General features: G+C 68.4%; 39 protein-coding genes and 1 pseudogene. 5 read left to right on the forward strand and 35 right to left on the reverse strand.

Annotation, left to right across the window (positions count from 1 at the left end):
- Positions 1-141 precede the first annotated feature (141 nt).
- From rplQ to IFT73_RS10180, 8 genes are all read right to left on the reverse strand, one after another.
- A complete protein-coding gene (gene rplQ, locus IFT73_RS10145; protein WP_192167555.1) occupies positions 142-714 on the reverse strand; it encodes a 50S ribosomal protein L17 in 573 nt (190 codons plus the stop codon).
- 50 nt (positions 715-764) lie between these two features.
- On the reverse strand, positions 765-1775 hold the full coding sequence (locus IFT73_RS10150) for a DNA-directed RNA polymerase subunit alpha (protein ID WP_192167556.1): 1011 nt from the start codon (positions 1773-1775) through the stop codon (positions 765-767).
- An 87-nt stretch (positions 1776-1862) separates the two neighbouring features.
- Positions 1863-2471: a 30S ribosomal protein S4 gene (gene rpsD / locus IFT73_RS10155; protein ID WP_056606243.1), complete on the reverse strand. Its 609-nt coding sequence runs from the start codon at positions 2469-2471 to the stop codon at positions 1863-1865.
- Positions 2472-2513: 42 nt separating this feature from the next.
- Positions 2514-2909 (reverse strand): 30S ribosomal protein S11, encoded by a 396-nt coding sequence (gene rpsK / locus IFT73_RS10160; protein ID WP_056606241.1) that lies wholly within the window; start codon positions 2907-2909, stop codon positions 2514-2516.
- A gap of 6 nt (positions 2910-2915) precedes the next feature.
- Entirely contained in the window at positions 2916-3284 is a 369-nt protein-coding gene (rpsM, locus tag IFT73_RS10165; RefSeq protein ID WP_056606237.1) for a 30S ribosomal protein S13, read from the reverse strand.
- A 196-nt stretch (positions 3285-3480) separates the two neighbouring features.
- Positions 3481-3594 carry a 50S ribosomal protein L36 gene (gene rpmJ / locus IFT73_RS10170; protein WP_056606235.1) on the reverse strand — a complete coding sequence of 38 codons (114 nt, stop codon included), beginning with the start codon at positions 3592-3594 and terminating at the stop codon, positions 3481-3483.
- A 51-nt stretch (positions 3595-3645) separates the two neighbouring features.
- Complete coding sequence (gene infA, locus IFT73_RS10175; protein WP_007078610.1) at positions 3646-3867, reverse strand: translation initiation factor IF-1; 222 nt, start codon at positions 3865-3867, stop codon at positions 3646-3648.
- 210 nt (positions 3868-4077) lie between these two features.
- A complete protein-coding gene (locus IFT73_RS10180) occupies positions 4078-4560 on the reverse strand; it encodes an Lrp/AsnC family transcriptional regulator (protein ID WP_192167557.1) in 483 nt (160 codons plus the stop codon).
- Positions 4561-4716: 156 nt separating this feature from the next.
- On the opposite strand from IFT73_RS10180, the gene ddaH reads away from it, so the two are divergent.
- Both ddaH and IFT73_RS10190 read left to right on the forward strand, forming a co-directional pair.
- Positions 4717-5589 (forward strand): dimethylargininase, encoded by an 873-nt coding sequence (gene ddaH / locus IFT73_RS10185; protein ID WP_244633302.1) that lies wholly within the window; start codon positions 4717-4719, stop codon positions 5587-5589.
- Positions 5590-5668: 79 nt separating this feature from the next.
- The gene (locus IFT73_RS10190; RefSeq protein ID WP_192167558.1) at positions 5669-7516 is read left to right on the forward strand and encodes a CHAP domain-containing protein; all 1848 of its coding nucleotides are present in this window, start codon (positions 5669-5671) and stop codon (positions 7514-7516) included.
- Between the two features lie 10 nt (positions 7517-7526).
- On the opposite strand, the gene IFT73_RS10195 is transcribed toward IFT73_RS10190, so the two are convergent.
- From IFT73_RS10195 to rpsJ, 25 genes are all read right to left on the reverse strand, one after another.
- Positions 7527-7904, reverse strand: coding sequence for a hypothetical protein (locus IFT73_RS10195; protein WP_056606222.1), 378 nt, complete (start codon positions 7902-7904; stop codon positions 7527-7529).
- Positions 7905-7908: 4 nt separating this feature from the next.
- The gene (gene map, locus IFT73_RS10200) at positions 7909-8745 is read right to left on the reverse strand and encodes a type I methionyl aminopeptidase (RefSeq protein WP_192167559.1); all 837 of its coding nucleotides are present in this window, start codon (positions 8743-8745) and stop codon (positions 7909-7911) included.
- A 13-nt stretch (positions 8746-8758) separates the two neighbouring features.
- Positions 8759-9322, reverse strand: coding sequence for an adenylate kinase (locus IFT73_RS10205; protein WP_056606216.1), 564 nt, complete (start codon positions 9320-9322; stop codon positions 8759-8761).
- A gap of 1 nt (position 9323) precedes the next feature.
- A complete protein-coding gene (gene secY / locus IFT73_RS10210; protein ID WP_192167560.1) occupies positions 9324-10631 on the reverse strand; it encodes a preprotein translocase subunit SecY in 1308 nt (435 codons plus the stop codon).
- A 127-nt stretch (positions 10632-10758) separates the two neighbouring features.
- Positions 10759-11199 carry a 50S ribosomal protein L15 gene (gene rplO / locus IFT73_RS10215; RefSeq protein ID WP_056606211.1) on the reverse strand — a complete coding sequence of 147 codons (441 nt, stop codon included), beginning with the start codon at positions 11197-11199 and terminating at the stop codon, positions 10759-10761.
- A 2-nt stretch (positions 11200-11201) separates the two neighbouring features.
- Positions 11202-11384, reverse strand: a complete 183-nt coding sequence (gene rpmD, locus IFT73_RS10220) for a 50S ribosomal protein L30 (RefSeq protein WP_056606208.1) — start codon at positions 11382-11384, stop codon at positions 11202-11204.
- Positions 11384-12001, reverse strand: a complete 618-nt coding sequence (rpsE, locus tag IFT73_RS10225) for a 30S ribosomal protein S5 (RefSeq protein ID WP_056606204.1) — start codon at positions 11999-12001, stop codon at positions 11384-11386. Before rpsE ends, rpmD begins: the two co-directional genes overlap by 1 nt.
- A gap of 49 nt (positions 12002-12050) precedes the next feature.
- Positions 12051-12434, reverse strand: coding sequence for a 50S ribosomal protein L18 (rplR, locus tag IFT73_RS10230; RefSeq protein WP_056606200.1), 384 nt, complete (start codon positions 12432-12434; stop codon positions 12051-12053).
- Positions 12435-12437: 3 nt separating this feature from the next.
- Entirely contained in the window at positions 12438-12980 is a 543-nt protein-coding gene (gene rplF / locus IFT73_RS10235) for a 50S ribosomal protein L6 (RefSeq protein WP_056606197.1), read from the reverse strand.
- A 14-nt stretch (positions 12981-12994) separates the two neighbouring features.
- Positions 12995-13402, reverse strand: a complete 408-nt coding sequence (gene rpsH / locus IFT73_RS10240; RefSeq protein ID WP_056606194.1) for a 30S ribosomal protein S8 — start codon at positions 13400-13402, stop codon at positions 12995-12997.
- 120 nt (positions 13403-13522) lie between these two features.
- Positions 13523-13708 (reverse strand): type Z 30S ribosomal protein S14, encoded by a 186-nt coding sequence (locus IFT73_RS10245; protein ID WP_056209415.1) that lies wholly within the window; start codon positions 13706-13708, stop codon positions 13523-13525.
- Between the two features lies 1 nt (position 13709).
- On the reverse strand, positions 13710-14288 hold the full coding sequence (gene rplE / locus IFT73_RS10250) for a 50S ribosomal protein L5 (RefSeq protein ID WP_056606190.1): 579 nt from the start codon (positions 14286-14288) through the stop codon (positions 13710-13712).
- Between the two features lies 1 nt (position 14289).
- Positions 14290-14652: a 50S ribosomal protein L24 gene (gene rplX, locus IFT73_RS10255; protein ID WP_056606188.1), complete on the reverse strand. Its 363-nt coding sequence runs from the start codon at positions 14650-14652 to the stop codon at positions 14290-14292.
- A 1-nt stretch (position 14653) separates the two neighbouring features.
- Positions 14654-15022 carry a 50S ribosomal protein L14 gene (gene rplN / locus IFT73_RS10260; RefSeq protein WP_056209423.1) on the reverse strand — a complete coding sequence of 123 codons (369 nt, stop codon included), beginning with the start codon at positions 15020-15022 and terminating at the stop codon, positions 14654-14656.
- 10 nt (positions 15023-15032) lie between these two features.
- The gene (rpsQ, locus tag IFT73_RS10265; RefSeq protein WP_056606185.1) at positions 15033-15320 is read right to left on the reverse strand and encodes a 30S ribosomal protein S17; all 288 of its coding nucleotides are present in this window, start codon (positions 15318-15320) and stop codon (positions 15033-15035) included.
- Positions 15317-15541: a 50S ribosomal protein L29 gene (gene rpmC, locus IFT73_RS10270; protein WP_056606182.1), complete on the reverse strand. Its 225-nt coding sequence runs from the start codon at positions 15539-15541 to the stop codon at positions 15317-15319. The genes rpsQ and rpmC overlap by 4 nt, the downstream gene beginning before the upstream one ends.
- Positions 15541-15960 (reverse strand): 50S ribosomal protein L16, encoded by a 420-nt coding sequence (gene rplP, locus IFT73_RS10275; protein ID WP_056606181.1) that lies wholly within the window; start codon positions 15958-15960, stop codon positions 15541-15543. The genes rpmC and rplP overlap by 1 nt, the downstream gene beginning before the upstream one ends.
- Entirely contained in the window at positions 15960-16799 is an 840-nt protein-coding gene (rpsC, locus tag IFT73_RS10280; protein WP_056606178.1) for a 30S ribosomal protein S3, read from the reverse strand. Before rpsC ends, rplP begins: the two co-directional genes overlap by 1 nt.
- Complete coding sequence (gene rplV / locus IFT73_RS10285) at positions 16799-17257, reverse strand: 50S ribosomal protein L22 (protein ID WP_082556053.1); 459 nt, start codon at positions 17255-17257, stop codon at positions 16799-16801. Before rplV ends, rpsC begins: the two co-directional genes overlap by 1 nt.
- Positions 17254-17535 (reverse strand): 30S ribosomal protein S19, encoded by a 282-nt coding sequence (gene rpsS / locus IFT73_RS10290; RefSeq protein WP_056606173.1) that lies wholly within the window; start codon positions 17533-17535, stop codon positions 17254-17256. Before rpsS ends, rplV begins: the two co-directional genes overlap by 4 nt.
- A gap of 23 nt (positions 17536-17558) precedes the next feature.
- On the reverse strand, positions 17559-18386 hold the full coding sequence (gene rplB / locus IFT73_RS10295) for a 50S ribosomal protein L2 (protein ID WP_056606170.1): 828 nt from the start codon (positions 18384-18386) through the stop codon (positions 17559-17561).
- Between the two features lie 13 nt (positions 18387-18399).
- A complete protein-coding gene (gene rplW, locus IFT73_RS10300) occupies positions 18400-18705 on the reverse strand; it encodes a 50S ribosomal protein L23 (RefSeq protein ID WP_056606167.1) in 306 nt (101 codons plus the stop codon).
- Entirely contained in the window at positions 18705-19706 is a 1002-nt protein-coding gene (rplD, locus tag IFT73_RS10305) for a 50S ribosomal protein L4 (protein WP_056606164.1), read from the reverse strand. Before rplD ends, rplW begins: the two co-directional genes overlap by 1 nt.
- Positions 19707-19711: 5 nt before the next feature.
- On the reverse strand, positions 19712-20368 hold the full coding sequence (gene rplC / locus IFT73_RS10310; protein WP_056606159.1) for a 50S ribosomal protein L3: 657 nt from the start codon (positions 20366-20368) through the stop codon (positions 19712-19714).
- 16 nt (positions 20369-20384) lie between these two features.
- Positions 20385-20693 carry a 30S ribosomal protein S10 gene (gene rpsJ, locus IFT73_RS10315; protein WP_012923688.1) on the reverse strand — a complete coding sequence of 103 codons (309 nt, stop codon included), beginning with the start codon at positions 20691-20693 and terminating at the stop codon, positions 20385-20387.
- Positions 20694-21045: 352 nt separating this feature from the next.
- Here rpsJ and IFT73_RS18970 point away from each other — a divergent pair.
- From IFT73_RS18970 to IFT73_RS10325, 3 genes and pseudogenes are all read left to right on the forward strand, one after another.
- The coding region (locus IFT73_RS18970; RefSeq protein WP_244633304.1) for a YeeE/YedE thiosulfate transporter family protein at positions 21046-21694 on the forward strand (649 nt) is incomplete at its 3' end.
- Position 21695: 1 nt separating this feature from the next.
- Positions 21696-22230, forward strand: a pseudogene (locus IFT73_RS18975) (YeeE/YedE thiosulfate transporter family protein); the annotation flags it as partial.
- A gap of 98 nt (positions 22231-22328) precedes the next feature.
- Complete coding sequence (locus IFT73_RS10325; protein WP_056606151.1) at positions 22329-22940, forward strand: hypothetical protein; 612 nt, start codon at positions 22329-22331, stop codon at positions 22938-22940.
- Between the two features lie 67 nt (positions 22941-23007).
- Here the strand turns inward: IFT73_RS10325 and IFT73_RS10330 are convergent, their stop codons facing one another.
- Both IFT73_RS10330 and tuf read right to left on the reverse strand, forming a co-directional pair.
- On the reverse strand, positions 23008-23922 hold the full coding sequence (locus IFT73_RS10330; RefSeq protein ID WP_192167562.1) for a cation diffusion facilitator family transporter: 915 nt from the start codon (positions 23920-23922) through the stop codon (positions 23008-23010).
- Positions 23923-24097: 175 nt separating this feature from the next.
- The gene (gene tuf / locus IFT73_RS10335) at positions 24098-25291 is read right to left on the reverse strand and encodes an elongation factor Tu (protein WP_056606147.1); all 1194 of its coding nucleotides are present in this window, start codon (positions 25289-25291) and stop codon (positions 24098-24100) included.
- Between the last annotated feature and the right edge of the window lie 89 nt (positions 25292-25380).

Consider the following 25380-nt stretch of genomic DNA (forward strand, 5'->3'; position numbering starts at 1 on the left):
AGGTTGCCCGCACGTTTCGTCCGACGACCTGGCGCCCGCGCACGACGAGCGTGGGTGTAACCATCTAGTTTCGCGGCGCCCGGCCGGACGCACGAACGCCCGCCACCTCTCGGTGACGGGCGTTCGTGGTGGGGCGGGTGACTACTTGGCGTCGTCCTCGGCCGGGGCGTCGGTCGAGCTCTCGACCGTCTCGGCCGCCGCGGGGGCGTCCTCGGAGGCCTCGACCACGTCGTGATCGGTGCCGAGATCGTCGGACGGAGCGTCCTCGTCGGCGACGACGGGGGTCTGCTCGGCCTCGACCGGAGCGGCCTCGCGCGAGGTCGAACGCTTCGGCGTCTGGTTCTGGGCGCCGAACTCCTTGGCCTCCACGATCTCGATGACGGCCATGGGGGCGTTGTCGCCCTTGCGCGGCGCGACCTTCGTGATGCGCGTGTAGCCGCCGGGACGGGTCGCCATGGCGGGACCGATCTCGGTGAACAGCGTGTGCAGGATGCTCTTGTCACGGATGACCTTGACGACCTGGCGGCGGTTGGCCACCGTGTCGGTCTTGGCCTTGGTGATGAGCGACTCCGCGTAGGGGCGCAGACGGCGGGCCTTGGCCTCGGTCGTCGTGATCTTGCCGTGCTCGAACAGGTTCTGCGCGAGGTTGGCCAGGATCAGGCGCTGGTGAGCCGGGCTACCGCCGAGGCGGGGTCCCTTGGTGGGGGTGGGCATGGTGTGTCTCCAGAATCAATCGGGCTGAGGTGCCGTGGGCGGGCAGTACGTCAGTACTGCTCGTCCTCGGCGAAGCTGGCGTCGTCGTCGTAGGCGTCGATGGCCGCGGTCGGGTCGAACCCGGCCGGGCTGTCCTTGAGCGCGAGACCCATCTCGTTGAGCTTGGCCTTGACCTCGTCGATCGACTTGGAACCGAAGTTGCGGATGTCGAGCAGGTCCTGCTCCGAGCGCGTGATGAGCTCGCCCACGGTGTGGACGCCCTCGCGCTTGAGGCAGTTGTACGACCGCACCGTGAAGTTGAGGTCCTCGATCGGCAGGGCCAGGTCGGCGGCGAGCTGCTCGTCGACGGGGCTCGGGCCGATGTCGATGCCCTCGGCCTCGACGTTGAGCTCGCGGGCCAGGCCGAACAGCTCGACCAGGGTCGAACCGGCCGACGCGATGGCGTCGCGGGGAAGGATCGACTTCTTGGTCTCGACGTCGATGACGAGCTTGTCGAAGTCGGTGCGCTGCTCGACGCGGGTGGCCTCGACCTTGTACGTCACCTTGAGGACCGGCGAGTAGATCGAGTCGACCGGCATGCGGCCGATCTCTTCGTCACCGGACTTGTTCTGCACGGCCGAGACGTAGCCGCGGCCACGCTCGACGACGAGCTCGATCTCGATCTTGCCCTTGGCGTTCAGGGTCGCGATGTGCAGATCGGGGTTGTGGACCTCGACACCGGCCGGGGGCTGGATGTCGGAGGCCGTCACGGCGCCCTCACCCTCCTTGCGGAGGTACATCACGACGGGCTCGTCGTTCTCGGACGAGACGACGAGCTCCTTGAGGTTCAGGATGATCTCGGTGACGTCCTCGGTCACGCCGGGGATCGTCGAGAACTCGTGCAGGACACCGTCGATCTTGATCGAGGTGACGGCCGCACCGGGGATCGACGACAGCAGCGTGCGACGCAGCGAGTTGCCGAGGGTGTAGCCGAAGCCGGGCTCGAGGGGCTCGATGACGAACCGCGAACGGAACTCGTCGACGACCTCTTCGGACAGGGCGGGGCGCTGGGCGATCAGCATGTGGTGTTTCCTTTCCGGGCCGACCTCTATTTGAAGGCCCGGGTCGTGCGCTGGTCACCCCACAGGGGTGACCAGCGACTGGGGGGATCAGATCTTGGAGTAGAACTCCACGATCAGCTGCTCCTGGATCGGAACCGTGATCTGCTCGCGAACGGGCTGGGCGTGGACGAGGATGCGTCCGCGCTCGGGGGCGACGTCGATCCAGCCGGGGACCGTGTCCTTGTCGTGGGTCTCACGCGCGACGATGAACGGCGTGGTCTCCAGCGACTTGGGCTTGACGTCGATGATGTCGTGCTTGCTCACCTGGAACGACGGGATGTCGGTCTTGACGCCGTTGACGATGAAGTGCCCGTGGTTGACGAGCTGACGGGCGTGACGACGCGTGCGGGCGAAACCGGCACGGTAGACGACGTTGTCGAGACGCGACTCCAGGATCTGGAGCAGGTTGTCACCGGTCTTGCCGGGACGACGCGACGCGAGCTCGTAGTACTTGCGGAACTGCTTCTCGAGCACTCCGTAGGTGTAGCGCGCCTTCTGCTTCTCGAGCAGCTGGTTGCGGTACTCCGACTCCTTGACGCGCGCGCGGCCGTGCTGGCCGGGAGGGTAAGGACGCTTCTCGAAAGCAGCGTCACCACCGACGAGGTCGATGCCGAGACGGCGCGACTTCTTGGTGAGAGGTCCGGTGTAACGGGCCATGGGTGATAACTCCTAGGACTGTGTGTTCAGGGCAAGCGGTCGTCAGAGACGACGGTGCTTGGGGGGACGGCAGCCGTTGTGGGGGCTGGGGGTCACGTCGGAGATGGTGCCGACCTCGAGGCCGACGCCGCTCAGCGACCGGATCGCCGTCTCGCGGCCCGAACCGGGGCCCTTCACGAAGACGTCGACCTTCTTCATCCCGTGCTCCATCGCCTGGCGACCGGCCGACTCGGCGGCCATGCCGGCCGCGAACGGAGTCGACTTGCGCGAGCCCTTGAATCCGACGGTTCCGCCGGAGGCCCAGGAGATCACGGCACCGGTGGGATCGGTGATCGTGACGTGGGTGTTGTTGAACGTGCTCTTGATGTGGGCTTCGCCCGCAGCGACGTTCTTCTTTTCCTTGCGGCGGACCTTCTTGCCAGCTGACTTAGGAGGCATGCGCTATCACTTCTTCTTTCCGGCGACGGTGCGCTTGGGGCCCTTGCGGGTGCGCGCGTTGGTCTTGGTGCGCTGGCCACGAACGGGCAGGTGCGCACGGTGGCGACGGCCCTGGTAGCTGCCGATCTCCATCTTGCGGCGAATGTCTGCCGTGACCGTGCGACGCAGGTCGCCCTCGGTCTGGTAGTTCGCTTCGATGTGATCGCGGAGCGCTACGAGGTCGTTGTCGTCGAGCTCGTGGACTCGCTTGTCCGGGCTGATGCCGGTTGCTGCGAGGGTCTCGGTGGCGCGGGTGCGGCCGATGCCGAAGACGTACGTGAGTGCGATCTCGATGCGCTTTTCGCGCGGGAGGTCGACTCCTACGAGGCGTGCCATGTAGGCAATTCCTTCCGTTCTGCGAGGTGTGGTCACCTGATGCGTCCCGGCTGCCTCCCAGGTCTTCGGTGACCTGGAGCCGGGCCCCGGCCTACGCTTCCGGGGGTGACCCGCCGCGGGCCGGTCGGGTGGACCGGGTGCGACGGGAGCGTTCAGATGTTGCGTGCTGCTCTTGCTGTGAAGCGGATGTGCCTGCTCAGCCCTGGCGCTGCTTGTGGCGCGGGTTCTCGCAGATCACCATGACGCGGCCGTGGCGACGGATCACCTTGCACTTGTCACACATCTTCTTCACGCTCGGGTTGACCTTCATCGAGATTCTCTCTCTTGGGGATCGATGCGTGGATGTTGAGGTGGAGCGGTCTTACTTGTAGCGGTAGACGATGCGTCCGCGGGAGAGGTCGTACGGCGAGAGCTCCACCACGACCCGGTCCTCGGGAAGGATGCGGATGTAGTGCTGACGCATCTTGCCGCTGATGTGCGCGAGGACCTTGTGACCGTTGGCCAGCTCCACACGGAACATCGCGTTGGGAAGAGCCTCGACCACGGCACCTTCCATCTCGATGACGCCTTCTTTTTTCGCCATGACCTCTTCTTTGGTTGCACTGCCTGTGATGTCACTGTGATGCTGTGTGGCTCCGGCCGGGACGCACCCCGCACGCCGCCGGAGCGGGTGTCGTGACATGGGTGTGCGCGCCTGAAAAGGCCGACTCCCGATTCTACGCCCACGGGGGCGGCAGACTCAAATCGCCCCGGCCCCCGCGTCCGCGACCGGCAGGCTCCCCGGGTCCTGCTGTCAGCCGGCTGGGACCTCGTCGGGAGGGCTGAACCCCGCCTGGCCGGGGCCGTGGCGGTCGATCAGGCGCGACAGGACGATCGCGGTCTCGGTGCGGTCGACGTTGTCGGTCTCGACCCGGACGCGTTCGAGCGCCCGCTCGAGATCCCGCACGTCCTTGGCCACGATGTGCAGGATCGCGTCGGCGGCGCCCGAGACCGTCGCCGCGGCGTGCACCTCCGGCACGCGGCCGAACGCCGCGCGCAGCTCGTCGGGCGAGATCGTGCCCTTGCAGTGCACCTCGACGTAGGCCTCGGTCGTCCAGCCGACCAGGTGCGGGTCGAGGATCGCGGTGAACCCGGCGATCACGCCGTCGGCGACCAGCCGGTCCATGCGCCGCTTCACCGCGGGCGACGACAGGCCGATGCGGTCGCCGATCGCGGCGTAGGTGGCCCGGCCGTCCTCGAGCAGGCATCCGACGAGCTGGCGGTCGAGATCGTCCATGAGGCCAGTCTTGCAAGAATCCTTCATCAGTTCCATCACTACGCAAGATATCGCTGCGCCGAAGGGCATTTCGGATTCGTCGGCGTCCGCCCGCCGCCCCTACGCTGGGTCCATTGCGCAGAGTCACTGCCTGAGCTGACCCCCGGAGGCCTCACCTTGACCGTTCTCGACACCCGATCAGCAGCAGCCCCCCTCCCCGTCGAGGCGATCCGCGCACCGCGCCCCCGCCACTACCTGATGTGCACGCCGTCGCACTTCGAGGTCGCGTACGCGATCAACCCGTGGATGGACGTCACCGTGCCGGTCGACGTCGACCGGGCACGCCTGCAGTGGGAGGTCCTGCGCAACACGTACCTGAGCCTCGGGCACCGCGTCGACCTGATCGACCCGCTGCCCGGCCAGCCCGACATGGTCTTCGCCGCCAACGGCGGCCTGGTCATCGGCGGACGGGCGTACGGCGCCAAGTTCCGCCACCCCGAGCGCGCCGCCGAGGGCGGCGCCTACGCCGCGTGGCTGACGGCCAACGGCTACCACGTGACCGAGCCCGGCCGCACCAACGAGGGCGAGGGCGACTTCCTGGCGCTCGGCTCGATGGTCCTGGCCGGGACGGGCTTCCGCACGTCGCTCGAGGCGCACATCGAGGCCGCCGACGCCCTCGACCGTCCGGTCGTCTCGCTCGAGCTCGTCGATCCGCGGTTCTACCACCTCGACGTCGCGATCGCGATCCTCGACGACGGCAACGGCCAGGCCCCCGCGGACATCGCGTACTTCCCCGGCGCGTTCAGCCGGCACAGCCAGCGGACGCTGCGCGACCTGTTCCCCGACGCGATCATCTGCTCCGAGGCCGACGCCCTCGTGCTGGGGCTCAACGCCGTCAGCGACGGCCACCACGTCCTGCTGCCGACGGCCGCCACGGAGCTGGCCGCGAGCCTGCGCGAACGGGGCTACACCCCCGTGCCGGTCGACCTCGGCGAGTTCATCAAGTCCGGCGGGAGCGTCAAGTGCTGCACGATGGAGATGCACCGCTGACGACGGTCCGGGGCGGGTCCGCACGATGATCTCGCCTCATCGAGTCACACGCGCCCCATCCGTCACGTAGAGTGTCGGCGTGTCGCACACCCGGATCGCACTCGTCGTGCTATTTTTCGCCGCCCTGCTCGTGCCGATCGCTCCGGCGCAGGCGGCGTACACCGTGCTGTGCACGACGTACACGGGGTGCAGCGGCAAGGGCTACTCGCACGCGGGCTACGCCTCGGCCAGGAACACGAGCTACTGGAACATGTACACCGGCACCAACTGCACCAACTACGTCGCGTACCGGCTCATCACGACCAACGGCATGTCGACCAAGCGCCCGGCGCCCGGCGTCGGCAACGCCCGCGACTGGGGCACCGCGATGGCGTCGGTGACCGACTCCAAGCCCGCGGTCGGCGCCGTGGCGTGGTGGGGCAAGACCGGCAACCACGTCGCCTACATCGAGAAGGTCGTCTCCTCGACCGAGATCTGGGTGTCGGAGTCCAACTGGAGCGGCGCCTTCGACTGGCGCAAGATCACCAAGGACGGCAAGGGCTGGCCCGACGGGATCATCCACTTCACGCCCCCGGCCCCCGCCAGCACGTCCCAGCCGGCGATCAACGGCGCGCCCACGGTCGGCAGGTCGGTGAGCGCGTCCGTCGGCTCGTGGAACCCCACCCCCGACAGCTACGGGTACCAGTGGCTGCTCGACGGCTCGCCCGTCGCGGGGGCCACCGCCAAGACGTTCGCCCCGACGTCGTCGATGCTCGGACGCTCCCTGAGCGTCCAGGTCTCGGGCTACCGCTCGGGCTCCCCCGCCGTCCGCACGGTGTCGGCGCCCGCGGTGGTGTCCCCCGGCACCCTGACGTCGACGGTGGGGCCGTCGGTCACCGGCAGCGCGGAGGTCGGCCAGACGCTGACCGCGTCGCCCGGCACCTGGTCCCGCAAGGACGCCGTGCTCACCTACCAGTGGTTCTCCGGCGCGACCGCCGTCAACGGGGCGACCGGCTCGACGTACGCCGCTCGGTCGGCCGACGCCGGCCGGGCCCTGGTCGTCCAGGTGACGGCCACGCGCGCCGGCTACACCTCGGCGACGGCCGTCTCGCGGCCCACCGCCGCCGTCGCCGCGGGCACCCTCACCCGATCGTCCTCGCCGGGCATCAGCGGGACCCCGCGGGTCGGCTCGACGCTCACCGCGTCGCCCGGCTCGTGGTCGCCCACCGTCACCGCGTCGTACCAGTGGCTCGCCGGCGGCACCGCCGTCTCGGGAGCCACGGCGCAGACCTTCACACCCACGAGCCGCCAGCGCGGCCAGACGATCCGCGTGCGGGTCACGGCCAAGCGCCCGGGCTTCGCCTCGCGGACGGCCACCTCGTCGTCGACGTCGGCGGTCGCCACCGGACGCATCACGCTGTCGTCCGGCCCCCGCATCACCGGCTCCCCCGGCGTCGGGACGGTCCTCAGCGTCTCGCCGGGCACCGTGTCGCCCTCCGGCGCCTCGGTCCGCTACCAGTGGCTGCGCGACGGCAGGGCCATCTCGGGCGCCACGGGGCGCACCCGCAAGGTCTCGAAGACCGACGTCGGACGGCGCCTGTCGGCCACCGTCACCTACAAGGCCTCGGGGTACACGGCCCTGACCGCGACGACGCCGGCCGTCCGCAGGACCCGCACGGCGTCGTCGATGTCCGTCAGGGCCGTCGCCGGCGGCAGCGGCCGGATCGCGTTCACCGTCACGGTCAGGGCGACCGGCTCGGCGCCGCTGTCGGGATCGCTCACGGTCGTCGACCCGGCCGGCCGCACCCGTGCCGTCAAGGTCACCAAGGGGCGCGCGACGTTCACGCTGACCCGACAGGCGACCGGCCGTCAGACGTACCGGCTCGGCTACGGCGGCACCTCGCGCGTCGCCTCGACCGAGAAGACCAAGACCCTCACGGTGCGCTGACGCCGCGGCGTCACTCCTCGGAGTCGAACAGCACCTTCCAGGAGCCGTCCACGCGCTCGACCTGCCACGTCTCGGCGTCCTGGCCCGCCCCGAGGTCGGCCGTGACCGACGAGCTGTCGTCGACGACCTCGCCGGCCGACAGCGACACGTCGTCGAGGTCGACGCCGTCGTCGGCATAGCTGCCGCGCAGCGTCCCGACCTGCTCGCAGTCGACCAGGTCGGGCGTCACCACGACGTCCTGCACGTCGGGGCAGCTGCCGTCCTCGAGGGCCGCCATCAAGCGCGAGACGGCGTCCTCGGGGCTCGTGGCCCCCGACCCCGCGTCGGATCCGCAGGCGCTCGCCAGCAGCAGCGCGACGGTGGCGGCTGGTGCGGCGAGGATCCTCATCCGGTCAGTGTCCCCCATAGGGCACGCCCAGCGCAGCCAGTCGCTCACGGCCGCCGTCGAGCGCGGTCAGCACCCACGTCCCGGTGTCGGTCAGCGTGAAGGTGTGCTCGAAGTGCGCCGCCCGCGAGCCGTCGGTCGTCACGACGGTCCAGTCGTCGGCCAGCGTGCGGGTGGCACCACCGCCGAGGGTCACCATCGGCTCGACGGCCAGGGCCATGCCCTTCACGAGCTTGGGACCGCGCCGCGGACGTCCGTAGTTGGGCACGTCGGGCGCCTGGTGCATCGCCGAGCCGATGCCGTGGCCCGTGTAGCCCTCGACGATCCCGTAGTCTCCGGCGGCGTCGACGGCGGTCTCGATCGCGTGGCTGATGTCGCCCACGCGGCCACCCAGCGCGGCCGCCGCGATGCCGCGCCACATCGCGTCCTCGGTGACGCGCATCAGGGCGGCGACGTCATCGGGCACCTCGCCGATCGCGATGGTCGTCGCGGCATCGCCGTGCCAGCCGTCGACGATCGCCCCGCAGTCGATCGAGATGATGTCGCCGTCGCGCAGCACCCGGGAGCCGGGGACGCCGTGCACGACCTCGTCGTTGACCGACGTGCAGATGACGCCGTCGAAGCCGCCCTCGCCCGAGGGGCCGTGCGCGCCGTAGTGCAGGAAGTTCGACGTGGCGCCCGCGTCGAGGATGTGCTGGTGCGCCATCGCGTCGAGGTCACGGGTCGTCATGCCGGCCCGCGCCTCGGCGCGGAGCAGCTCGAGGGTGCGTCCCACGACCAGGCCGGCCTCGCGCATCGTGGCGATCTGGTCGGGGGTCTTGATCTCGATGCCGCGGTCGAACATCAGCGGCCCGAGCCTACGACGGCAGGGCGGCGTCGATGCGGCGCGAGACCTCGTCGACCTCGCCGACGCCGTCGACCTTGATCAGCAGACCGCGCGATCCGTAGACCTCGAGCAGCGGGGCCGTCTCGGCGGTGTAGACCTCCTGGCGGTGCCGCACGACGTCCTCGGTGTCGTCGACCCGACCGGACGTCTCGGCGCGCTTGAGCAGCCGCTGGATGAGCTCCTCGGGATCGACGACGAGCTCGATGACGCCGTCGAGCGGTGCGCCCAGCTCGGCGAGGATGCCGTCGAGCGTCGAGACCTGGTCGACCGTGCGCGGGTACCCGTCGAGGATGAACGCCTCGGTCGCGTCGGACTGGGCCAGACGGTCCTTGACCATCGCGTTGGTGACCTCGTCGGGCACGTACTCGCCCGCGTCCATGAAGCGCTGGGCGGTCTGCCCGAGCTCGGTCTGGTCGCGGACGTTCGCACGGAAGATGTCGCCCGTCGAGATGTGCGCCCCACCGATGCGCTCGGCCAGTCCGACGGCCTGTGTTCCCTTGCCCGCCCCCGGCGGGCCCATGATGAGGAGTCGCATTTTACTTCAGGAACCCTTCGTAGTTGCGCTGCTGCAGCTGGCTCTCGATCTGCTTGACCGTGTCGAGGCCGACGCCGACGATGATCAACAGCGTCGTGCCGCCGAACGGGAAGTTCTGACTGGCCCCGATCGCCGCGATGGCGATCATCGGGATCAGCGCGATCAGGCCGAGGTACAGCGCACCGGGAGCCGTGATGCGGCTCAGCACGTAGCCCAGGTAGTCCTGGGTCGGGCGACCAGCACGGATGCCGGGGATGAAGCCGCCGTACTTCTTCATGTTGTCGGCGACCTCCTCGGGGTTGAAGGTGATCGACACGTAGAAGTACGTGAAGAACACGATCAGCAGGAAGAACGTCGCCATGTACAGCGGGTGGTCGCCCTTGACGAAGTTGTCGTTGATCCAGGTGGCCCATGGCGCACCCGAGTTGAACTGCGCCATCAGCGCCGGCAGGTACATCAGGCTCGAGGCGAAGATGACCGGGATGATGCCGGCCTGGTTGACCTTGAGCGGGATGTACGTCGAGGAGCCGCCGAACATGCGACGCCCGACCATGCGCTTGGCGTACTGCACCGGGATGCGGCGCTGCGCCTGCTCGATGAAGATCACCGCGGCGACGATGACCAGACCGATCGCGATGACCGCGACGAAGGTCGTCCAGCCCTTGGTCTGCTTGATCTGCCACATGGCGCCCGGGAACGTCGCGACGACCTGCGTGAAGATCAGGATCGACATGCCGTTGCCGACACCGCGGTCGGTGATGAGCTCGCCCAGCCACATGATCACGGCGGTTCCGGCGACCATCGTCAGCACGATCAGCAGGAACGACAGGATGCTGTCGGGGTTGTAGAGCAGGGGGCGGCCCTGCTCGGCGCCGCCGAACAGGTTGCCGCTGCGGGCCAGCGCGACGATGCCGGTCGCCTGGAGGATCGCCAGGCCCAGCGTCAGGTAGCGCGTGTACTGCGTGATCTTGGTCTGCCCGGCCTGGCCCTCCTTCTTGAGGGCCTCGAGCCGAGGGATCACCACGACGAGCAGCTGCAGGATGATGCTCGCGGTGATGTAGGGCATGATGCCCAGCGCGAACACCGTCAGCTGCAGCAGGGCACCGCCGGAGAAGACGTTGATCAGCGCGAACAGGCTGCTGTTCTCACCCGTCGAGGCGGCCTGGACGGCGTCCTGGACGTTGCCGACGTTGATGCCCGGCGCGGGCATCGTCGAGCCGAGTCGGAACAGGACGATGACGAACAGGACGAAGAGGATCTTCTTCCGCAGGTCGGGCGTCCGGAAGGCGTGGACGAAGGCGCTGAGCACCGTGATCCTCCTCGTGCACTTGCGTGCGTGGGTAGAACGGACAAAAGCGGGCTCTCGCCCGCGGTGTGACTCTAACAGTCACCCAGAACGGCGGAACCCTCCGAGGGAGGATTCCGCCGTTTCAGGATCACAGCACGGTGGTGGAACCGCCGGCTGCTTCGATCTTGCTCTTGGCCGAGGCGGAGAACTTGTTCGCCGTGACCTGGACCTTGACGGTGATGTCGCCCTGTCCGAGGACCTTGACCGGACGACCCTTGCGGACCGCTCCGTTGGCGACCAGCGACGCGACGTCGATGTCACCACCATCGGGGTAGAGCTCGTTGATGCGGTCGAGGTTGACGACCTGGTACTCCTCGCGGAACGGGTTCTTGAACCCCTTCAGCTTCGGCAGTCGCATGTGGATGGGAACCTGTCCACCCTCGAAGCCGGCAGGAACCTGGTAGCGGGCCTTGGTGCCCTTGGTTCCGCGTCCGGCCGTCTTGCCCTTCGAGGCCTCACCGCGACCCACGCGGGTCTTGGCGGTCTTGGCTCCGGGGGCGGGGCGCAGGTGGTGCAGCTTGAGCGCCATGATCAATCAACCTCCTTGAGGTCCACGAGGTGCGGGATGGACTCAGCCATGCCGCGGATCTCCGGACGGTCTTCCTTGACGACGACGTCACCGATCCGCTTGAGACCCAACGAACGCAGCGTCTCGCGCTGGTTGGGCTTGCGGCCGATGCCCGACTTGATCTGGGTGACCTGGATCTTCGCCATCAGACACCCGCTCCGGCGTCAGCCTTGGCCTTGGCCTCGGCGATGCCTTCCTTGCCGGCCCGCAGCAGGGCCGCCGGGGCGACCTGCTCGACCGTCAGGCCGCGACGCGATGCGACGTCCTCGGGCGACTCGAGCAGGCGCAGGGCCGCCACGGTCGCGTGGACGATGTTGATCGCGTTGGACGAGCCCAGCGACTTGCTGAGGACGTCGTGGACGCCAGCAGCCTCGAGCACGGCGCGCACCGGGCCACCGGCGATGACGCCGGTACCGGGCGATGCGGGACGCAGGAAGACGACACCGGCCGCCTTCTCGCCCTGCACCGGGTGCGGGATCGTGCCCTGGATCCGGGGGACGCGGAAGAAGGACTTCTTGGCCTCTTCGACACCCTTGGAGATCGCGGTGGGAACTTCCTTGGCCTTGCCGTAGCCGATGCCGACCTGACCGTCGCCGTCGCCGACGATCACGAGGGCGGTGAAGCTGAAGCGACGACCACCCTTGACGACCTTGGCGACACGGTTGATCGTGACGACCTTCTCGATGTACTGCGACTTCTCGGCGCCGCGACCGTTGTCACGGCCCCGTCCGCCTCCGCCTCCGCGGCGCTGCTGCCCGCTCATGCGGCACTCCTCACGATTGAGAGAATTTCAGTGGTGTTGACCTTCGTCATCAGAACTCCAGTCCGCCCTCGCGGGCGCCGTCGGCCAGAGCCGCGACGCGTCCCGCGTACTTGTTGCCGGCGCGGTCGAAGACCACGGTGGCGACACCGGCGGCCTTGGCGCGGTCGGCCACGAGCTCGCCGACACGCTTGGCCTTGGCGGTCTTGTCACCGTCGAGCCCGCGCAGGTCGGCCTCCATCGTGGACGCCGATGCCAGCGTGTGTCCCTGGAGGTCGTCGACGACCTGGGCCACGAGGTGCTTGTTGGAGCGGGTGACGACGAGACGCGGACGCTCGGCCGAGCCGTGGATCTTCTTGCGACCACGGATCTGGCGGCGCAGACGCGATGCCGTACGACCCTTGACGCTCTTGTTGTGCCTGATCGAGATAGCCATGGACTACTTACCAGCCTTTCCGACCTTGCGACGCACGTGCTCGCCGGCGTAACGGACGCCCTTGCCCTTGTAGGGCTCGGGCTTGCGGATCTTGCGGATGTTCGCGGCGACCTCACCGACGGCCTGCTTGTCGATGCCGATGACCGAGAACGCGGTGGGCTTCTCGACGGCGAACGTGATGCCCTCGGGCGCCTTGACGACGACCGGGTGGCTGAACCCGAGCGCGAACTCGAGCTCGGTCGGGCCCTTGAGCGCGACGCGGTAACCGACGCCGACGATCTCGAGCTTCTTCTCGTATCCCTCGGTGACGCCGACGACCATGTTGCTGATCAGCGTGCGCGAGAGGCCGTGGAGGGCCTTGCTCTTGCGCTCGTCGTTGGGACGCTCGACGGACAGTGCGCCGTCCTCGTCCTTGGCGACCGTGATCGGCTCGGCGATGGTGTGCGACAGCTCGCCCTTGGGGCCCTTGACGCGGATGTCCTGGCCCTCGATGGTGACCTCGACGCCGGACGGGATCGTGACGGGAATCTTGCCGATGCGTGACATGTGTCAGACCCCTCTCACCAGACGTAGGCGAGGACTTCTCCGCCTACGCCCTTCTGGTTGGCCTGGCGGTCCGTGAGCAGACCCTGGCTGGTCGAGATGATGGCGACACCGAGTCCGCCGAGCACCTTGGGAAGTCCGGTCGACTTCGCGTAGACGCGAAGGCCCGGCTTGCTGATGCGGCGGATGCCGGCGATCGAGCGCTCGCGGTGCGGGCCGTACTTGAGGGTGATGGTCAGCGTCTTGCCGACCTCGCCCTCGGCGGGCTCGGCGACGTCGATCGACGTGATGTAGCCCTCCTGCTTCAGGATCTCGGCGACGCCGGCCTTCAGCTTGGAGTAGGGCATGGCCACGCTGTCGTGGTACGCCTGGTTGCCGTTGCGGACACGCGTGAGCATGTCTGCGATCGGATCGGTCATTGTCATTGCATGTGTTCCATTTCTCGCCGCGGTTTCCGTCTCGTCCTCGGGCTGTCGAGCGAGCTCGACGGGAGTGGGAGGGGACCTACGACGTGTGAGGGGTATGTGGTGCCGAGAGGCCTGGTGCTACCAGGAGCTCTTGGTGATGCCCGGCAGCTCGCCGCGGTGCGCCATCTCGCGCAGGCAGATGCGGCACAGGCCGAACTTCTTGTACACCGAGCGGGGACGGCCGCACCGCTGGCAGCGGGTGTAGCCGCGCACGGCGAACTTGGGCTTGCGCGCGGCCTTGACCTTGAGACCAGTCTTCGCCATGTCAGTTCTCCTTGTAGGGGAAGCCGAGCAGCTTGAGCAGCGCGCGCCCCTCGTCGTCGTTGGCCGCCGTCGTGACGACCGTGATGTCCATGCCGCGCGAGCGGTCGATCTTGTCCTGGTCGATCTCGTGGAACATGACCTGCTCGGTCAGACCGAACGTGTAGTTGCCGCGGCCGTCGAACTGCTTGGGGCTCAGGCCGCGGAAGTCGCGGATGCGGGGCAGCGCGAGCGTCAGCAGACGGTCGAGGAACTCCCACATGCGGTCGCCGCGCAGCGTGACGTGCGTGCCGATCGGCATGCCCTCGCGCAGCTTGAACTGGGCGATGGACTTGCGGGCCTTGGTGACCTGCGGCTTCTGTCCCGTGATGGCGGTGAGGTCGCGGATCGCGCCCTCGATCAGCTTGCCGTCGCGGGCGGCCTCGCCGACGCCCATGTTGACGACGATCTTGGTGAGGCCGGGAACCTGCATCACGTTGTCGTAGCCGAACTGGTCACGCAGGGCCGGGAGGATCTCCTCGCGGTACCGCGTCTTCAGACGCGGTGCGGCCGTGGCGGTCGTGGTGGTGGTGTCGTCTGCCATGTCAGATCTCCTTTCCGGTCTTCTTGGCGATGCGGACGCTGCGCTGGGCCGAGTAGGTCGAGCCGTCGGGACGCGTCTTGGTGACGTCGTCGCGGCGGTAGCCGACGCGGGTCGGCTCCTTGTCGGCGAGCAGCATGACGTTCGAGATGTGGATCGGCGCCTCGCTCGTGATGATGCCGCCCGAGCCGACGCCACCAGCCTGCGAGGGCTTGGTGTGGCGCTTGACGCGGTTGACGCCCTCGACGATGACGCGATCGTGCTCGGCGAGGACCTCGATGACCGAACCGGTCACGCCCTTGTCCTTGCCGGCGATGACCTTGACCTGGTCACCCTTGCGAATGCTGACGGTGCCTTTGCGGGCCATGTCAGAGCACCTCCGGTGCGAGAGAGATGATGCGCATGAACTTCTTGTCGCGAAGCTCACGGCCGACGGGGCCGAAGATGCGCGTGCCGCGCGGGTCTCCGTCCGCCTTGAGGATGACGGCTGCGTTCTCGTCGAACTTGATGTACGAACCATCGGGACGACGGCGCTCCTTGACGGTGCGCACGACGACAGCCTTGACGACATCGCCCTTCTTGACGTTTCCGCCGGGGATGGCGTCCTTCACGGTGGCGACGATCGTGTCGCCGATGCCCGCGTAACGACGGCCCGAGCCACCGAGGACACGGATGCAGAGGATTTCCTTCGCACCGGTGTTGTCGGCGACCTTGAGTCGAGACTCCTGCTGAATCATCTGTCGTCTCCTACTTGGCCTTCTCGAGGATCTCGACGATGCGCCAACGCTTGGTCGCCGAGAGCGGACGGGTCTCCATGATCAGGACCCGGTCGCCGATGCCGGCAGCGTTGGACTCGTCGTGAGCCTTGAGCTTGATGTTGCGTCGCAGGACCTTGCCGTAGAGCGCGTGCTTGACGCGGTCCTCGACGTTGACCACGACGGTCTTGTCCATCTTGTCGCTGACGACGAGACCCTCACGGGTCTTGCGCGCGGTGCGATCGTTGGTCACTGTCTCTGCCTTCTTGTCGTCGCTCATGCCTCTGCCCCCTCGACGATGCCGAGCTCGCGCTCACGCATCACGGTGTAGATGCGGGCGATGTCCTTGCGGACCGCGCGCAGGCGGGCGGTGTTGTCGAGCTGACCCGTGGCGTTCTGGAAGCGCAGGTTGAACAGCTCTTCCTTGGACTCGGCCAGCTTCTCGGCCAGGTCCTCGGCGCTCACGGCGCGCAGCTCGGCGGCGGTGGTCACTGCAGCCATCACAGGTCACCTGTCTCTCGGGAGATGAAGCGTGCCTTCATGGGCAGCTTGTGGATCGCGAGGCGCGTGGCCTCGCGGGCGGTCTTCTCGTCGACGCCGGACAGCTCGAACATGACGCGGCCGGGCTTGACGTTCGCGACCCACCACTCGGGCGAGCCCTTGCCCGAACCCATGCGGGTCTCGGCGGGCTTCTTGGTCAGCGGGCGGTCGGGGTAGATGTTGATCCACACCTTGCCGCCACGCTTCATGTGACGCGTCATGGCGATACGAGCGGACTCGATCTGGCGGTTCGTCACGTACGCAGCGCTGATGCACTGGATGCCGAAGTCGCCGAACGCCAGCTCGGTGCCACCCTTGGCGGCGCCGCGACGAGCGGGGTGGTGCTGCTTGCGGTACTTGACCCTACGGGGCATCAACATCAGGAACCCTCCCCTGCAGGAGTAGCGGCGACGGCCTCGGCGGGTGCCTCGGCCGGAGCGGCAGCAGCGGCGTCGGTCGCGGCGGGAGCGGCCTCGTCGCGAGCGGGACGCTCGGGACGACGCGCGCCACCGGCGGCTCCGCCACGGGCGGGACGACGGTTGCTGCCGGGCGCGGCTGCGCGCTTGGCCGCCTCGGCCTCACGCTCGGCGCGGGTGCCCGCGACCTCGCCCTTGTAGATCCAGACCTTCACGCCGATGCGGCCGAAGGTCGTCTTGGCCTCGTAGAAGCCGTAGTCGACGTCGGCGCGGAGCGTGTGCAGGGGCACGCGGCCCTCGCGGTAGAACTCCGAGCGCGACATCTCGGCGCCACCGAGGCGGCCCGAGCACTGGATCCGGATGCCCTTGGCGCCCGAACGCATCGTCGACTGCATGGCCTTGCGCATCGCGCGACGGAACTGCACGCGACCCGAGAGCTGCTCGGCGACGCCCTGGGCCACCAGCTGCGCGTCCATCTCGGGGTTCTTGACCTCGAGGATGTTCAGCTGCACCTGCTTGCCCGTGAGCTTCTCGAGGTCGCCGCGGATGCGGTCGGCCTCGGCGCCACGGCGGCCGATGACGATGCCGGGACGAGCGGTGTGGATGTCGACGCGGACACGCTCACGCGTGCGCTCGATCTCGACACGGCTGATGCCCGCGCGGTCCATGCCCTTGGTGAGCATCTTGCGGATCTGGACGTCCTCACCGACGTAGCTCTTGTAGAGCTTGTCGGCGTACCAACGGCTCTTGTGATCGGTGGAGATGCCGAGTCGGAACCCGTGAGGGTTGATCTTCTGTCCCACTATCGGTTCCCGCCCTTCTTCTTGGAGTTCTTGGAGGCAGCGGCGAGGCGCTTGCCCTCGACGAAGTCGGCCGGCTGGACGACGACGGTCAGGTGGCTGCTGCGCTTGAGGATGCGGTTGGCCGCACCCTTGGCGCGCGGACGCCAGCGCTTCATCGTCGGACCCTCGTCGACGTGGACCGTCGTGATGATCAGCGAGGAGCGGTCGAGGCCCTCGGTCGACTCGGCGTTGGCAGCAGCGCTGTCGACGAGCTTGTAGAAGACCTCGGCGACGGCCTGCGGCGCGAACTGCAGGGTGGCCAGGGCGTTGTCCACGGACTCGCCGCGGATCAGGTCGCCGATGCGGCGCGACTTCTGCGCGGTGACGCGCACGAACCGCGCCACGGCGAACGCGCCGGGCTCGTCGCCCAGCAGGCGCTCGCGACGCGCGCTGATGTTCTCACGGGTAGCTGCACTCATCGCCTCTTCGCCTTCCGGTCGTCCTTCTCGTGACCGCGGAACGTGCGGGTCGGGGCGAACTCGCCCAGCTTGTGACCCACCATCGAGTCCGTGATGAACACGGGCACGTGCTTGCGGCCGTCGTGCACGGCGATCGTGTGTCCGATGAAGGACGGCAGGATCATCGAGCGGCGCGACCAGGTCTTGATCACGGTGTGCGTGTCGGCCGCGTTCTGGACGTCGACCTTCTTCTCGAGGTGCCCGTCAACGAACGGACCCTTCTTCAAACTGCGTGGCATATCGATTCTCTCCTGGTTCCGGCTCAGCGGCCGGACTTGCGGCGGCGGACGATCTGGGAGTCGCTGGCCTTGCGCTTGCGCGTGCGGCCCTCCGGCTTGCCCCACGGGGAGACGGGGTGACGTCCACCGGACGTCTTGCCCTCACCACCACCGTGCGGGTGGTCGACCGGGTTCATGGCGACACCACGGACGGTCGGGCGCTTGCCCTTCCAGCGGTTGCGGCCTGCCTTGCCCCAGTTGATGTTGGACTGCTCGGCGTTGCCGACCTCGCCGATCGTGGCGCGGCAGCGGACGTCGACGTAGCGCATCTCGCCGGAGGGCAGACGCAGCTGAGCCTTGGCGCCCTCCTTCGCGACGAGCTGGACGCGGACGCCGGCCGAACGGCCCATCTTCGCGCCGCCACCGGGGCGGAGCTCGATGTTGTGCAGCAGCGTTCCGACGGGGATGTTGCGCAGCGGCAGGTTGTTGCCGACCTTGATGTCGGAGCCGACGCCGGCCTCGACGGTCATGCCCTGCTTGAGACCCTCGGGCGCGATGATGTAGCGCTTCTCGCCGTCCGCGTAGTGCAGGAGCGCGATGCGCGCCGTGCGGTTGGGGTCGTACTCGATGTGGGCGACCTTCGCGGGGACGCCGTCCTTGTCGTAGCGACGGAAGTCGATGATGCGGTAGGCGCGCTTGTGTCCGCCACCCTGGTGCCGCGTCGTGATCCGGCCCTGGTTGTTGCGGCCACCCTTCTTGGGCAGCGGCTCCACCAGGGACTTCTCCGGCGTGGTGCGGGTGATCTCGGCGAAGTCGGCGACGCTGGAGCCTCGGCGGCCCGGCGTGGTCGGCTTGTACTTGCGAATAGCCATGTGTCCTCAGTCCTCAGGCGCTCGGCGTCGAGAAGATGTCGATGCTCTGACCGGCAGCGACACTGACGATTGCTCGCTTCGTGTCCTTGCGCTTGCCAAGACCCGACTTGGTGCGACGGGTCTTGCCCTTGCGGTTGAGCGTGTTGACCGCGGTGACCTTGACACCGAAGATCTTCTCGACGGCGATCTTGATCTCCGTCTTGTTGGCGTCGGGGTGCACCACGAACGTGTACTTGTTGTCGTCGAGCAGGCCGTAGCTCTTCTCGCTGACGACCGGCGCGATCAGAACGTCGCGGTGGTCCTTGTAGATCGTGCTCATCAGGCGTCTCCTGCCTTCGTGAAGCCGGCGGCCTCGGCCGTCTCGGCGGAGTCGAACCAGACCTCGGCGACCGTCGAGTCGTACCACTGGGTGTCGGGCTCGTGGTACTTCATCGAGTCCTCGTTGCCCTTGATCTCGTGGCCCTTGGGAGCGTTGCCGCTCTTGAGGGGCGCCTTCGAGCCCGGACCGTAGGGCTGCGTCGCGGTGCCCGTCGCCTTGGCCGGCTTGGCCTCGGCGGCCGGGGCCTCGTCGGCCTCGGCGGCGGGGGTCTCGACGACCGTGGCCGCAGCGGCCTTCTTGGCGGGCGTCTTCTTGGCGGCAGCCTTCTTGGGAGCGCCGGGAGCCTTGTCGTTCTTGGACACCTCGGTCGCGTGGGCGCTCAGCGAGACCGTCTCGACGCCCTCGGTCGAGCGCGCCGCCACGAAGGCGTCGAACGCGGCCTGCGTGAAGATCAGGTCGTCGGCCTTCAGCACGTCGTACGTGTTGAGCTGGTCGAACGTCAGGATGTTCGCGTGGTCGTGGTTGCGCAGGCTCAGCGCCGTCACGGTGTCGTCACGGTCGACGACGATCAGGACGCGGGGGCGCGGCGTGAGCTCGAGCAGCGTCGCCAGCGCGAGCTTCGTCGACGGCTTGTCGCCGCCCACGATGCTCTCGACGACGTGCAGGCGACCCGTGCGAGCGCGGTCCGAGAGGGCTCCGCGCAGGGCGGCGGCCTTCATCTTCTTGTTGGTGCGCTGCGAGTAGTCGCGCGGCGTCGGGCCGTGCACGATGCCACCACCGTTGTACTGGGGTGCGCGGATCGAGCCCTGACGGGCGCGGCCGGTGCCCTTCTGGCGGTAGGGCTTCTTGCCGCCGCCGGACACCTCGCCCCGTGACTTGGTGCTGTGCGTGCCCTGGCGAGCCGCCGCGAGCTGCGCGACGACGACCTGGTGGATCAGCGGGATGTTCGTCTGGACGTCGAAGATGTCGACGGGCAGCTGAGCGTCGATGGTGTTGACCATGATCGTCAGGCTCCCTTCACTGCAGAGCGGATGACGACGAGGGCACCCTTGGGGCCGGGAACCGCGCCCTTGATCAGGATGACGCCCTTGTCGGTGTCGACCGCGTGGACCTTGAGGTTCTGGGTGGTGACCTGCTCGGCACCCATGTGACCGGCCATGCGCAGACCCTTGAAGACGCGACCCGGGGTGGCGCAGCCACCGATCGAGCCGGGCTTGCGGTGGTTGCGGTGCGCGCCGTGCGAGGCGCCCACGCCGTGGAAGCCGTGACGCTTCATGACGCCGGCGAAGCCCTTGCCCTTGCTGGTCGCGGTGACGTCGACGACGTCGCCCGCGGCGAAGATCTCCGGGGAGATCTCCTGGCCCAGCGTGTAGTCGGAGATGGCCTCGGTGCGGATCTCGACGACGTGACGACGCGGCGTGACGCCGGCCTTCGCGAAGTGGCCGCTGACCGGCTTGTTGACCTTGCGGCCGTCGATCTCGCCAAAGCCGACCTGGACGGCGGAGTAGCCGTCGGTCTCACGCGTGCGGATCTGCGTGACGACGTTGGTGTCGGCGGCGATGACCGTGACGGGAATGATCTTGTTGTCGGCATCCCAGACCTGGGTCATGCCGAGCTTGCGGCCGAGGAGGCCGCGCGTGGTGGCTGTGCTGGTGTCGCTCATTGGTCGCTGGCTCCCCTCAGAGCTTGATCTCGATGTCGACGCCGGCCGGCAGGTCGAGGCGCATGAGCGAGTCGACTGTCTTGGGCGTCGGGTCAATGATGTCGATGAGACGCTTGTGCGTGCGCATCTCGAAGTGCTCGCGGCTGTCCTTGTACTTGTGCGGCGAACGGATCACACAGAACACGTTCTTCTCGGTGGGCAGCGGCACCGGTCCTGCGACCTTGGCGCCCGTGCGCGTCACCGTGTCGACGATCTTGCGCGCCGACGAGTCAATGACCTCGTGGTCGTAGGCCTTGAGCCGGATACGGATTTTTTGTCCCGCCATGCTCTCGCTTGTCCTTTACGTTCGTTCGCTTCGCAGTCTCGCCCCGGATCGAGGGAGAAGGGCTCCTCCCCACCGCCGACCCCCGAGGTCGGGCGTGTCGCGGCCGTTTGAAGAGCATGCGTCACACACGTGTCGAGTTAGGTGGTTGGACCCGCCTCAGCGGGACAAGCTCGATCTCAGTTTCGGTGCCGCGTCATGGATCGGCGTGAGAGGCCGGACGAACGACACCCCAGCGATCGAGCCGGAGCAACCGAACTATTCTGACAGACCCGTGGCGTGAAAGACAAATCGGTGTCGTCTCAGGGGACGGGACGCGTCACGCGGGCGTCCGCGACCTGCCTACCGTGGAGGGATGACAGCCCTTCTCGGACCCGCTCCCACGTGCGCCCTGCCTCCCCCGCAGGAGGAGGCGCCCCCCGTCCAGCGCGGACCGCTGATCGGCGTCGCCGTCGTCGCCGTCGCGCTCGTGGCGGTCGTCGGCAGCCAGCACGGCGCCAAGTTCGCCGTGCTGCTCGCCCTGGGTCTTGGCCTCGGTGTCGCGCTCTTCCACGCCCGGTTCGGCTTCACGTCGGGCTGGCGCCAGCTCGTCGCGGTCGGCAACGGTGCCGGCGTGCGGGCGCACGCGCTGCTGCTCGGCACCGCGGCGACGCTGTGCATGCTGCTGCTGGCGTCGGGCACGGGCCTGTTCGGATCGACCCCGCAGCCGGCGGGCGGTCAGATCGGGGTCGCGCTGCTGCTGGGCTCGTTCCTGTTCGGCCTCGGCATGCAGCTGGGTGGCGCGTGCGCGTCCGGCACCCTGTTCGCCGTCGGGTCGGGGCAGTCCAGCGTGCTCGTGACGCTGCTCGGCTTCATCGTGGGCTCGGTCCTCTACACGTGGCAGTTCGGCCTGGTCGACGACCTGCCGACGTTCGAGCCCGTGCTGCTGCAGGACCACGTCGGCTACGGCGGCGCATGGGCCGTCACGATCGCCGCGCTGCTGGCGATCGTGGCCGGCAGCCGCGNGCGGGTCTGGCGCGGCTCGTGGCCGATGCTGACCGGCGCCGTCGTGCTCGCGGTGCTGGCCGCTGGTGTCCTGCTGGTGTCGGGCGGCATCTGGGGCGTCACGAGCGCCTTCGGGCTGTGGGGCGCCAAGGTGCTGCAGCTCGTCGGTCTGCACCCCGAGCTCTGGTCGTTCTGGCAGCAGCCGGGGCAGGCCGAGCAGCTCGCCGGCCCCGTCCTGGCCGACAAGAACTCCCTGACCAACATCGGCATCATCCTGGGCGCCGCGATCGCCGCGACCCTGGCCGGCGTCTGGTCGTTCCGTCACCGGTTCACGGGCAAGGAGGTCGCGGCCGCGTTCATCGGCGGCATCCTGCTGGGCATCGGCGCCCGGCTCGCCTCGGGCTGCAACATCGGCGCCTACCTGGGCGGCATCTCGACCGGCAGCCTGTCGGGCTGGATCTGGGGAGCGGTCGCCCTGGCCGGGACGTGGGTCGGGCTCAAGCTCCGCCCCCTGTTCGGGCTCGGGGTGCCGCGGTCGGACGACAGCATCTGCTGACGCCCGCCCGACATCGGCGCACGGCTGTCTGAAAGGCTGTCCGTGTCCTGCGCGGGGGTAAAGGGCCCTCGTGCGACCAACGAACGAGGTTGTCCACCATGAGCAAGACCATCCGACGCTCCCTCGTCGCCGCGACGGCGGCCGCGCTCCTCGCGGTCTCCGCGTGCGGAGGCTCCGACAGCAGCGGCGACGAGGCCGCCACGACCCCCGAGACGTCCGCGACCACCCCCGCCGCCCCCGAGACGACGGACGCCCCGGACGCCCAGCAGGCCGAGCTGCCGGTCGACCAGACGATCCAGGACGACGTGCTGGGCGACACCGTCAAGATCACGGGCATGGTCCGCGACTTCCAGGCACCGTCGCGCACCAACATCCCCGACGGCGGCGGCGAGTGGGTGCTCCTCGAGCTCGACACCGCGGCCGGCGACAAGTTCAGCGGCGGCATCCAGGGCGGCTTCACGCTCTACCAGACCGACGACGAGCTGGCCGGCTCGACGACGGGCATCATCGACGACGACATGACCGCGGCCGGCTTCACCCCGTGGGAGACCGCGAGCGCCGGCGAGCGGACGACCGGCTGGGTCGCCTTCCAGGTCAACACCCGCGCGGACGCCTACCAGCTGCAGTACAAGCGGCTGGCCGCCAGCGTCATCGGCGGCGGCGACCCGATCCCCGAGAAGATCTGGACGATCGAGCTGCCGGCGTCCTGACGGTCCACCGCCCGGCACCCCGGCGAGGGTCCGGCCCCCCACTGGGGGCTGGGCCCTCGCGTGCGTCTCAGTGGTGCACGTGGTGCTCGGAGTCGCGGTGCCCGGCGGGCTCGATCTGGAACGTCGAGTGCTCGACGTCGAAGTGCTCGGCCAGGCAGCCGCGCAGGCGGTCGAGGACGGCGTGGGCCTCGACCATCCCGGTCACCTCGTCGTCGACGACGACGTGCGCGCTCATGACCGGCATGCCCGAGGTGATGGTCCACACGTGCAGGTCGTGGACGTCCTTGACCCCGTCGGTGCCGACGATGTGGTCGCGCAGCTCGACCAGGTCGACGTGCTCGGGCGTCGACTCGAGCAGCACCTCGACGACGTCGCGCAGCAGCGAGACCGCACGCGGCACGATCATCGCCGCGATCGTCAGCGACGCGATCGCGTCGGCCGCGTACCAGCCCGTGAGCAGGATGACGACGGCCGACACCAGCACGGCGACCGAGCCCAGCGCGTCGCCCACGACCTCGAGGTAGGCGCCCCGCACGTTGAGGCTCTCCTGCGAGCCGCCCCGCAGCAGCACCAGGCCGACGACGTTGACGACCAGGCCCGTCGCGCCGGCCACGAGGATCAGCCCACCGTCGAGCTCGGGGGCGTCGCCGAAGCGGCTCACCGCGCTGGACGTGACCCACACCGCCAGGCCCAGCAGGATGAGTCCGTTGAGGCCTGCCGCGAGGATCTCGGTGCGCTGGTACCCGAACGTGCGCCGCGAGCCCGGGCCTCCCCCGCGCTGCGCCACCGTGATCGCCGCCAGCGCCATGACGATGCCGAACGAGTCGCCCAGCACGTGGCCCGCGTCGGCCAGCAGCGCGAGGCTCCCGGTGATCGCCGCGACGACCGCCTCGACCACGAAGACACCCAGCGACAGGGCGAGGACCATCGCGAGGCGCCCTCGATGCTGCACCCCGGTGCCGTGCGCGTGGTCGTGTCCCATGGCTATGAGGCTAGGCCCCCGTCCCGTCATCCGCGACGACGGTGTCCACCCACAGGACGCCCATGACAACCACTCCCGACACCACGGTCCGGACACGACGAAGGGCCCCGCCCCAGCCGAAGCTGGGACGGGGCCCTCGTCGTGATCGGGTTCAGCCGTCAGGTGACGGCCGGGATCACTTGTTGATCTTGGTGACGCGACCAGCGCCGACCGTGCGTCCACCCTCACGGATGGCGAACCGGAGTCCGTCCTCCATGGCGATGGGCTGGATGAGCTCGACGCTCATCTCGGTGTTGTCGCCGGGCATGACCATCTCGGTGCCCTCGGGCAGCGTGACGACGCCGGTGACGTCCGTCGTGCGGAAGTAGAACTGCGGACGGTAGTTGTTGAAGAACGGCGTGTGACGGCCACCCTCCTCCTTCGACAGGATGTAGACCTGACCCTCGAACTCCGTGTGGGGAGTCGTGGAACCGGGCGCGATGATGACCATGCCGCGCTCGACGTCCTCGCGCTTGGTACCGCGCAGGAGCAGTCCGACGTTCTCGCCGGCCTGACCCTCGTCGAGCAGCTTGCGGAACATCTCGATGCCCGTGACCGTCGTGGTCTGCTTCGTGTCGCGGATGCCGATGATGTCGACCGTGTCGGTCACCTTGACGATGCCGCGCTCGATACGACCCGTGATGACGGTTCCACGACCGGTGATCGTGAAGACGTCCTCGACCGGCATGAGGAACGGCTTGTCCGTCTCACGCGGGGGCATCGGGATGTAATCGTCGACGGCCTGCATGAGCTCGAGGACCGACTCGCCCCACTTGGCGTCGCCGGCGAGGGCCGGGACGGCCGCCACCTTGACGACGGGGACGTTGTCGCCGTCGAAGTCCTGATCGCTCAGGAGCTCGCGGACCTCGAGCTCGACGAGCTCCAGGATCTCCTCGTCGTCGACCATGTCGCACTTGTTGAGCGCGACGACCATCGCGGGCACGCCGACCTGCTTCGCGAGCAGCACGTGCTCACGCGTCTGGGGCATGGGGCCGTCGGTGGCGGCGACCACGAGGATCGCGCCGTCCATCTGAGCCGCACCGGTGATCATGTTCTTGACATAGTCCGCGTGACCCGGGCAGTCGACGTGCGCGTAGTGGCGGTTCTCGGTCTGGTACTCGACGTGCGAGATGGAGATCGTGATGCCGCGCTGCTTCTCTTCCGGCGCCTTGTCGATCTGGTCGAAGGCCGAGGCCTCGTTCAGGTCGGGGTACTTGTCGTGCAGCACCTTGGTGATCGCCGCGGTAAGAGTCGTCTTACCGTGGTCGATGTGACCGATGGTGCCGATGTTCATGTGCGGCTTGGTCCGCTCGAACTTCGCCTTAGCCACGTGGGGCTCCTTCTTCGAATTGGTTGCTGTTGAACGCCGTCGGATACTCGCGGCACGAGTACCTCAGGCCATCTTATGAGATGGACCGC

It is taken from the genome of Aeromicrobium sp. CFBP 8757 (assembly GCF_014841755.1).
Lineage (GTDB): Bacteria > Actinomycetota > Actinomycetes > Propionibacteriales > Nocardioidaceae > Aeromicrobium.